The 9538-nt window shown below is 70.0% G+C and carries 7 protein-coding genes; 4 read left to right on the top strand and 3 right to left on the bottom strand.

The genetic code is table 11. The features are described 5' to 3' along the window. Positions 1-159: 159 nt before the first annotated feature. Both ACFYY1_RS24310 and ACFYY1_RS24305 read right to left on the bottom strand, forming a co-directional pair. Entirely contained in the window at positions 160-837 is a 678-nt protein-coding gene (locus ACFYY1_RS24310; protein ID WP_342283882.1) for a TrkA family potassium uptake protein, read from the bottom strand. Continuing rightward, positions 837-1505 (bottom strand): TrkA family potassium uptake protein, encoded by a 669-nt coding sequence (locus ACFYY1_RS24305; RefSeq protein ID WP_124721011.1) that lies wholly within the window; start codon positions 1503-1505, stop codon positions 837-839. Before ACFYY1_RS24305 ends, ACFYY1_RS24310 begins: the two co-directional genes overlap by 1 nt. Positions 1506-1809: 304 nt before the next feature. Here ACFYY1_RS24305 and ACFYY1_RS24300 point away from each other — a divergent pair, with 304 nt between their 5' ends. The 4 genes from ACFYY1_RS24300 to ACFYY1_RS24285 all read left to right on the top strand — a co-directional run bounded on the left by ACFYY1_RS24300 (position 1810) and on the right by ACFYY1_RS24285 (position 7148). Next, the gene (locus ACFYY1_RS24300) at positions 1810-2466 is read left to right on the top strand and encodes a GntR family transcriptional regulator (RefSeq protein WP_388589019.1); all 657 of its coding nucleotides are present in this window, start codon (positions 1810-1812) and stop codon (positions 2464-2466) included. Between the two features lie 62 nt (positions 2467-2528). Further along, complete coding sequence (locus ACFYY1_RS24295; protein ID WP_388589169.1) at positions 2529-3554, top strand: 1-aminocyclopropane-1-carboxylate deaminase; 1026 nt, start codon at positions 2529-2531, stop codon at positions 3552-3554. 112 nt (positions 3555-3666) lie between these two features. Then, a complete protein-coding gene (locus ACFYY1_RS24290; protein ID WP_388589016.1) occupies positions 3667-5715 on the top strand; it encodes an APC family permease in 2049 nt (682 codons plus the stop codon). 104 nt (positions 5716-5819) lie between these two features. Then, positions 5820-7148 carry a class I SAM-dependent RNA methyltransferase gene (locus tag ACFYY1_RS24285; RefSeq protein ID WP_376625490.1) on the top strand — a complete coding sequence of 443 codons (1329 nt, stop codon included), beginning with the start codon at positions 5820-5822 and terminating at the stop codon, positions 7146-7148. A gap of 126 nt (positions 7149-7274) precedes the next feature. Here ACFYY1_RS24285 and ACFYY1_RS24280 read toward each other — a convergent pair whose 3' ends face one another. Then, positions 7275-9470, bottom strand: a complete 2196-nt coding sequence (locus tag ACFYY1_RS24280; RefSeq protein WP_388589013.1) for a UvrD-helicase domain-containing protein — start codon at positions 9468-9470, stop codon at positions 7275-7277. Positions 9471-9538: the final 68 nt, after the last annotated feature.

Raw genomic sequence — 9538 nt, 5'->3', positions numbered from 1 at the left:
GCGCCCCCCCGCGGGGCGCGCGCGCGCCCCGGGGGGCGCGCGCCCGCCCCCCCCGCGCGCCCCCCCCCCCCCGCCCCCCCCGGGGGGGGGGGGCCCCCCCCGGGCCCCCCCGGGCCCCGCCCCCCTCCCGTACTTCTGCCCCGATGCACGCCCTGCGGATCAGTCGTCCGAGTCGCCCCGGCGCACCGACAGCAGGTCCTCCAGCTGCTCCTCGCGTGCCTGCGCGGCCACGAACAGCAGCTCGTCGCCGGCCTCCAGGGTCTCCTCGGTGTTCGGCGTCAGAACCCGCTGCCCGCGGATGATGGTGACCAGCGAGGTGTCCTCGGGCCAGGCCACTTCACCGACCCGGGTGCCGGCCAGCGCCGACTCCGGGGGCAGTGTCAGCTCGACCAGGTTGGCGTCACCGTGGCTGAAGCGCAGCAGCCGGACCAGATCGCCGACGCTCACCGCCTCCTCGACCAGGGCCGACATCAGGCGCGGCGTCGAGACCGCGACATCGACGCCCCAGGCCTCGTTGAACAGCCACTCGTTCTTCGGGTTGTTGACCCGGGCGACGACCCTCGGCACGCCGTACTCCGTCTTGGCGAGCAGCGAGACGACCAGGTTCACCTTGTCGTCGCCGGTCGCGGCGATCACGACGTTGCAGCGTTGCAGCGCCGCCTCGTCGAGCGAGGTGATCTCGCAGGCGTCCGCCAGCAGCCACTCGGCCATCGGCACCCGCTCCACCGAGATGGCGGTCGGCGCCTTGTCGACGAGCAGCACCTCGTGCCCGTTCTCCAGCAGTTCGCCCGCGATGGAACGGCCCACCGCACCGGCCCCGGCAATCGCGACACGCATCAGTGACCGCCCTCCTCAGGACCCTCGGCGAAGGCCGCCTCGACCTTCGCGATCTCGTCCGTACGCATCATCACGTGGACCAGGTCGCCCTCCTGCAGCACCGTCTGCGAGGTCGGCAGTATGGCTTCGCCCAGCCGGGTGAGGAACGCCACGCGGACGCCCGTCTCCTCCTGCAGCGTGCTGATCTTGTGGCCGATCCAGGACGGGGTGGTGTGCACCTCCGCGAGCTGCACACCGCCGCTCGGATCCCGCCACAGCGGCTCGGCGCCGGAAGGCAGCAGCCGCCGCAGCATCTGGTCCGCGGTCCAGCGCACAGTGGCGACCGTGGGGATGCCGAGACGCTGGTAGACCTCGGCACGCCGGGGGTCGTAGATCCGCGCCGCGACATTCTCGATGCCGAACATCTCGCGGGCCACCCGGGCGGCGATGATGTTCGAGTTGTCGCCGCTGCTCACCGCGGCGAACGCACCGGCCTCCTCGATACCCGCCTCGCGGAGGGTGTCCTGGTCGAAGCCGACACCCGTGACGCGCCGTCCGCCGAATCCGGAACCGAGACGACGGAACGCCGTCGGGTCCTGGTCGACGACGGCGACCGTGTGCCCCTGCTGCTCCAGGGTCTGCGCGAGAGCGGCTCCTACTCGCCCGCAGCCCATGATGACGATGTGCACCTTGCGCCTACCTCGCAGTCCTGGTCGTCCGGCTGACCTGCGAAAACACCCTGCTCACACTTCTTTCTCAGCTTGCCGGGCAAAACAACGGGGCAACGGTGTGTCCCGTTGCCCAGGATGAGCTTATGCGGCCCGGAGTGCGAAGCCTCATCCGAGTGCGCTTTCGCCGCGCCCCGAGCGGCGGACGGCCAGGACCGCCGGTCGGGGCCGCGGACGAACCAACGAGGCGCCCCTTGAGAAGCGTCCCTTTCCGCACGGCGCGACCCTTGAGTACGAAGCGAACAGACATCTAACATGTCAGTTCATGGAGACCCTGCGCCCCGTCCGGCGGACCCTGTTGCGGGACACCGCCTACGAAGCGATCCGCGACGCCATCGTCCGCGGTGACATCCCGCCCGGTGCCCCCGTCCGCGACGCGGACCTCGCCGAACGCCTCGGCCTCTCCCGGGCCCCGGTCCGCGACGCGCTGTCGCGGCTCGCAGGTGAGGGCCTTGTCGAGTCCAAGCCGCAGAGCTACACCCGGGTGACCCGGCTGGTGCCGGGCGACGTCCGGGATGCCGCGGCCGTCGTACGAGCCATGCAGGAACTGGCCGCCAGGACCGCCGTCCCCCACCTCGTGGACGCGGACATCACCGTGATGCGCGCGGCCAACGACCGGTTCCGCAAGGCGGCCGGCCGCGGCGACGTGGCGGAGGCGCTGCGCGCCGACGACCTGCTCCACGACGTCCTCGTCACCGCCTGCGGCAACCGGGCCGTGGACGCCACCGTCGAGCGCTACACGCCCTTGATCCGGCGCCTGGAGTGGCGGCAGTTCGGCACGGCCGGCTCCGCGCACGGCTCCGCGGAGCTGCACGATCAGCTGATCGAGGCGTGCGCGGCGCGTGACGCCGAGGCCGCGGTCCGGATCACCGCCGAGATCTGGCGGGCGCTCGAAGAACTGGCCGACGAGCCGCTCGATTGACCCACCGTCCACCCCGCTGACCCATCGTCCACCCCGCCCCGACCAAGGGAGCCCCCGTGTCGATCTCGATCTCTTCGTACGACCGCTACCCCCTCCTCTTCGGCCCCTCGCCCGTGCACCGGCTCGACCGGCTCACCGAGCACCTCGGCGGCGCCGAGGTCTGGGCCAAGCGGGAGGACTGCAACTCCGGCATCGCCTACGGCGGCAACAAGACCCGCAAGCTCGAATACCTCGTCGCCGACGCCCTCGCGAAGGGCTGCGACACCCTCGTATCCATCGGCGGCGTCCAGTCCAACCACACCCGCCAGGTCGCGGCGGTCGCCGCCCGCGCCGGTCTCAAGTGCGTACTCATCCAGGAGAGCTGGGTCGAGTGGCCCGACGCCGTCTACGACAAGGTCGGCAACATCCTGATCAGCCGTCTGGCCGGCGCCGACATCCGTCTGGTGCACGCCGGATTCGGCATCGGGGTCAAGGAGAGCTGGGAGCAGGCGCTGCGCGAGGTGGAGGAGGGCGGCGGCCAGCCGTACGCCATCCCCGCGGGCGCTTCCGACCACCCGCTGGGCGGGCTCGGCTTCGCGAACTGGGCGTACGAGGTGGCCGAGCAGGAACGCGCGCTCGGTGTGTTCTTCGACACCGTGGTCGTCTGCTCGGTGACCGGCTCCACCCAGGCCGGCATGGTCGCGGGCTTCGCCGCGCTGGAGGAGGCCGGCGCCCGCCCACGACGCGTACTGGGCGTCGACGCCTCCGCCGAGCCCGCCCGTACCCGCGAGCAGATCGCCCGGATCGCGGCCTCCACCGCACGGCTCATCGGGGTCCGCCGGGAACTCGCCGTGGACGACATCGAGCTCGACGAGCGCTACCACGCGGGCACCTACGGCATCCCCGACGACACGACCCTCGACGCCATGCGGCTGGCCGCCCGTACCGAGGGCATGGTCACCGACCCCGTGTACGAGGGGAAGTCGATGGCGGGAACGATCGATCTCGTGGGGCGCGGGGAGATCACCCGGGATTCCACCGTCCTTTACGCACATCTCGGTGGTCAGCCCGCATTGAATGGATACAGCGCTCTTTTCGCGGACGCCTAGTGCAAGGATTTCGTTAAGGATTTCGTGGCTTTTTCGCCCGAGCGCAGGAGATTACGGGGCCACGGGGGTGGTGGGTCCGCGGCTTCCATACGGAACGCTTACGATCCTCTGCGTGTCCAAACTGACCGACGTGCCCAAACGGATCCTGATCGGGCGCGCACTGCGCAGTGACCGGCTCGGAGAAACGCTCCTGCCGAAGCGCATCGCCCTCCCCGTCTTCGCCTCCGACGCCTTGTCCTCCGTTGCCTACGCGCCCGGCGAGGTTCTCCTCGTCCTGTCCGTCGCGGGTGTTTCGGCGTACCACTTCAGCCCGTGGATCGCCCTGGCGGTCGTGGTGGTGATGTTCACCGTGGTGGCGTCGTACCGGCAGAACGTGCACGCGTACCCCAGCGGTGGTGGCGACTACGAGGTCGCCACCACCAACCTCGGCCCCAAGGCCGGCCTGACGGTCGCCAGTGCGCTGCTCGTGGACTACGTCCTCACCGTCGCCGTCTCCATCACCTCCGGCATCGAGAACCTGGGCTCGGCGATCCCGTTCGTGGTCGAGCACAAGGTGCTGTGCGCCGTCGCGGTGATCCTGCTGCTGACGCTGATGAACCTGCGCGGCGTCAAGGAGTCCGGCTCGCTCTTCGCGATTCCGACGTACGTATTCGTCGTGGGCGTCTTCATCATGATCGCGTGGGGTGCCTACCGCACTCTCGTGCTCGGCGACACCATGCGCGCGCCCACCGCCGACTTCCACATCAAGGCGGAGGAGGAGGGCCTCGCGGGCTTCGCCCTCGTCTTCCTGCTGCTGCGCGCCTTCTCCTCCGGCTGTGCCGCGCTCACCGGCGTCGAGGCGGTCTCCAACGGCGTCCCGGCCTTCCGCAAGCCCAAGTCCAAGAACGCGGCGACGACGCTGACGATGATGGGCGCGCTCGCCATCACCATGCTCGTCGGCATCATCGCCCTCGCCCTGGTCACCGACGTCCGGATGGCCGAGAACCCGGGGCACGACCTGCTGAAGAACGGTGTGCCGGTCGGCCCCGGCTATGTGCAGGACCCGGTGATCACGCAGGTCGCCGAGGCCGTCTTCGGCAACGGCAGCTTCCTGTTCATCGTGCTCGCCGCGGCCACCGCCCTGGTGCTGTTCCTCGCGGCGAACACGGCGTACAACGGCTTCCCGGTGCTCGGCTCGATCCTCGCCCAGGACCGCTACCTGCCGCGCCAGCTGCACACCCGCGGCGACCGCCTCGCCTTCTCCAACGGCATCGTGCTGCTCGCCGGCGCGGCCGCCCTGCTCGTCGTCATCTACGGCGCCGACTCGACCCGGCTGATCCAGCTCTACATCGTCGGTGTGTTCGTGTCCTTCACGCTCAGCCAGACCGGCATGGTCCGCCATTGGAACCGCCACCTGCGCACGGAGAAGGACGCCGACAAGCGCCGCCACATGATCCGCTCCCGCGCGATCAACGCCTTCGGTGCCTTCCTGACCGGCCTCGTCCTCGTGGTCGTCCTGGTCACCAAGTTCACCCACGGTGCCTGGGTCGCCCTGCTCGGGATGTGCATCTTCTTCGCGACGATGACCGCGATCCGGAAGCACTACGACCGGGTCGCCGAGGAGATCGCCGCCGACGAGACCCCGTCCGACGAGACGATCCGGCCCTCCAGGGTCCACTCGATCGTCCTGGTCTCCAAGCTCCACCGGCCCACCCTGCGCGCCCTCGCCTACGCCAAGCTGATCCGCTCCGACCGGCTGGAGGCGCTCTCCATCAGCGTCGACCCGGCCGAGACCAAGGCGCTCAAGGACGAATGGGAGCGACGCGGCGTCGACATCCCGCTGAAGATCCTCGACTCCCCGTACCGCGAGGTGACCCGGCCGGTCATCGACTACGTGAAGAGCCTGCGCCGGGAGAGTCCGCGCGACGTGGTGAGCGTGTACATCCCGGAGTACGTGGTCGGCCACTGGTACGAGCACCTCCTCCACAACCAGAGCGCCCTGCGCCTCAAGGGGCGGCTGCTGTTCACCCCGGGCGTCATGGTGACCTCCGTGCCGTATCAGCTGGAGTCCTCCGAGGCGGCCAAGAAGCGCGCCAGGAAGCGCGCCGAGTGGAACGCGCCGGGCTCGGTGCGCCGCGGCCCGGTGGAGCGCAGGCCCAAGGAACCCAGCGCCAAGAGCTGACCGCCCTGCCCGCTTCCGTTCGTGGTAAACGGCCGGACGACACCCACGTAGAATCGTAGGTTGTTGTCCGGCCGTTTCCCCTTGATCTCTGGAGCCACCCCCTCATGCAGAACGAACCCACGTCGTCGCTGGTCGGGGAGGAGTACGAGGTCGAGGTCGGCCCCGTCGCACACGGCGGCCACTGCATCGCCCGCACCTCGGAGGGCCGGGTCCTCTTCGTACGGCACACGCTCCCCGGCGAGAAGGTGATCGCCAGGGTCACCGACGGCGAGAGCGACTCCCGCTTCCTGCGCGCCGACGCGGTACGCATCATCGAGGCGTCCAAGGACCGCGTCGAGGCGCCCTGCCCGTACGCCGGCCCCGGCAAGTGCGGCGGCTGCGACTGGCAGCACGCCAAGCCCGGTGCCCAGCGCCGCCTCAAGGGCGAAGTGATCGCCGAACAGCTCCAGCGTCTCGCGGGCCTCACTCCCGAGGAGGCGGGCTGGGACGGCACGGTCATGCCGGCCGAGGGCGACAAGCTCCCGGCGGGCGAGGTTCCCGCCTGGCGCACCCGGGTCCAGTACGCCATCGACGAGGACGGCAAGGTCGGCCTGCGCAAGCACCGCTCGCACGACGTGGAGCCCGTCGAGCGCTGCCTGATCGCGGCCCCCGGTGTCACGGAGCTCGGCATCGAGAAGCGCGACTGGCCCGGCATGGCCACGGTGGAGGCCATCGCCGCCACGGGTTCCCACGACCGCCAGGTCATCCTCACCCCGAGGCCCGGCGGCCGGCTGCCCCTGGTCGAGCTCGACAAGCCCGTCTCGGTGATGCGCGTCGACGAGCGCGACGGCGGCGTCCACCGCGTGCACGGCCGCGCCTTCGTCCGCGAGCGCGCCGACGACCGCACCTACCGCGTCGGCTCCGGCGGCTTCTGGCAGGTCCACCCGCAGGCCGCCAACACCCTGGTCCGCGCCGTCATGCAGGGTCTCCTGCCCCGCAAGAACGACATGGCCCTCGACCTCTACTGCGGCGTCGGCCTGTTCGCCGGCGCCATCGGCCAGCGCATCGGCGAAAAGGGCGCCGTCCTCGGCATCGAGTCCGGCAAGCGCGCCGTCGAGGACGCCCGCCACAACCTGAAGGACCTGGACCGCGTCCGCATCGAACACGGCAAGGTCGACCAGATCCTCCCGCGCACCGGCATCACCGAATGCGACCTGATCGTCCTCGACCCGCCCCGCGCAGGCGCCGGCAAGCAGGTCGTCAAACACCTCACGGGCCTGGGCGCCCGCCGCATCGCCTACGTCGCCTGCGACCCGGCGGCACTGGCACGCGACCTGGCGTACTTCCGGGACGGCGGGTACCGGGTGCGGACGCTGCGGGCGTTCGATCTGTTTCCGATGACGCATCATGTGGAGTGCGTCGCGATCCTTGAGCCTGCTGAGAAGGGCCGCTGACCTGCGGTTTCTCGCGCGCCACTCAGAAGCGCAAGCGCAACTTGATGCGACTGATGGACGAGCACAGCCTGTGAAGCAGGGCCGAAAGGCCGTTCCGACGTTGCTCTGTCCCATGGGCCGACGGCCTCAGGTGGTGACCCGCTCGGGGAGGAAGGGGCTCGGGATGCCGTGCCAGGAAACACGCAAGGCGTCCCTCGCCCGCGTGCAGGCGACGAACAACAGACTCAGTTCACCCATGAGATCCTCCCGGTGCTGCTGGGGGTCGACCTTCTCCGGGGTGAGGGCGCTCTGCATCGGCACGACCGTGTCGTTCACACCGGCGACGGCCACGCAGCGGAATTCGAGCCCCTTCATGCGATGCATGGTCCCGATCCGGACTCCGTCACCGGCTGCCGCCGACGCCCCCAGGACGAGCGCGGGAATCCCCGCCTGCCCCAAGGCCTGGGCGATGTCCTTGCCCAGCTGGGCGTACCGCACGGCGACACCGATCTCGTGCGGTGCGACCCCCGTCCCGATCCACTCGGAGATCCGGGTGACCAGGCCCGCGATCTCCTCCGGCTTTGTGGCTGCGCCTCCGAGTTCCGGCCTGGCGCCCCGGTACGCGGACCGGTAGCCGACGAGTGAGTCCTGCCCGCCGTCCATGTCGTCCACGCTTGCGTCCGCGAGGAGCCGGATCGACCAGGTCAGGATCTCCTTTGTCGTGCGGTAGTTGATGCGCAGCCGGGTCGACCGGCCGGCCACCGAGATGCCGAGACCGCGCAAGGACACCCGGTTCCCGTAGATCCGTTGGTGGGTGTCGCCCGCGATGAAGAGGTCGTCCGGCCCCGGGGTGACCAGAGCGCGCAGCATGCGCCACTGGGCAGGGTGGAGATCCTGCGCCTCGTCGATCACCACATGGCGGAAGGGGCGGTCCCCGCCTCGGTCCTGAAGGATGCGCGCGGCCTCCGCGCACACCTGGAGGAAGGTCCACTCGTCGGCCCGGCGTAGCTCCTGGGTGAACGCTTCGACGGCGCGCCACACCTGGGCCCGCTTGAGCGGGCTGAGCGCGGCTCCACGCCCGGAGCGGGAAGCCTTCAGGTACGTCTCCGGCGACCGGAGGTCCTGGGCCAGGATGACGTGCCGCCATTCCTGGTCAAGGAAGACGTTGGTGAAATCGATCTCCAGCCTCTGGGCGGCCCGGCTCCAGCGGGCGAGGATCTCCTTCTGTGCGGCCACCAACGCCAGCGGTGCGCCGCGGTCCTCCCGGACGATCTGGTTGGCAAGGGCGTCCACGTTGACGACCCGGATCTTCGCGCGCAGCGCGGGCTCGGGGATCAGCAGTTCGAGGTTGCTGCGCAGGTCGGCCGCGAGGTCGCGGGTGAAGGTGGTCAAGAGGATCGACTCGTCGGGTGCGTCCGCCGGCAGCCGCCGAGCGAGGTGCAGGGCGCGGTGCAGCGCGACCACGGTTTTCCCGGTACCAGGACCGCCGGTGACGCGCGCCGGGCCCGTGTACGAGGAACGGTAGGCGAGCTTGCGCTGGCTGGGATGGAGGAAGATCCGCCAGGCGTCGAAGGGCCGGGACAGGATGTCCGTCAACTCGTCGGGGCCGGAGACGAGCGCGATCCGCCCCTGGGAACGTGCCATGGCCGCGGAGAACTCGTCCTGCTCGACCGGGGGCACGGGCGGCTCGGTCCGTGGCGCCCGGGCTTCGCGCGGGGTCGCGGGGCGCTGCTCCAGCTGTACGGCGACGACCTCGCGCCACACGTCCTCCGGCGTCATGCCCGCCGCAAGCCCGGCCAACACGTCGTACTGCTGCTCGGGAAGGATCTTGTGCAGTGCGTCGAGATGCGTCTCGGTGCCGAGATGTCGGACCAGGGGAAGCAGGTCGGCGTCGATGCCCAGCTTGATCAGGTCCTTGTCGGCGACCTTTCCAAACAGACCTCCGGTGTCATCGGCGGCCCCGGACGGATCGCCCGGAAGGGCTTCGACGCCGGCGGTGGCGCGTTCCAGAGCGACGTCGTCGCGCAACTCGATGCCGTGGGTGGCCGAGTTGACGGTCGCCCGGTGCTTGACCGCCCAGGCGATGGCATCGTCGTGAGGCATGACCTTGAGCAAGAGGAAGCTGTCCCCCACCTCCGGAGCCAGCACCACGCCGCGCATGAACTGGTTGATGCGGAGGGTCCGGATGCGCGGGTCGCGGGACTTCTCCATCTTCTCCAGGTGCAGGCCCGCGTGCCGGTGCTCCCGGAACTTGTCGAAGACCTCGTGCACTCGTTTCTGGACAGGCTTCTCCAGCTTGGCGAATTCCAGGAGGAAGTCCTTGTGGATTCCCAGTGTCGCCATCGTGCGCCCCCGGTCGTACGGTTGTCGATTCCGCTGATCACCGTACCCAAATACGGCACAATGGCGGG

Origin of the sequence: Streptomyces sp. NPDC001890, from assembly GCF_042891445.1 — a bacterium.
In the GTDB taxonomy this organism is placed as follows: Bacteria; Actinomycetota; Actinomycetes; order Streptomycetales; family Streptomycetaceae; genus Streptomyces.
Note: the sequence above shows the minus strand (reverse complement) of the source record. Positions and strands in the feature narration are given on the sequence as shown.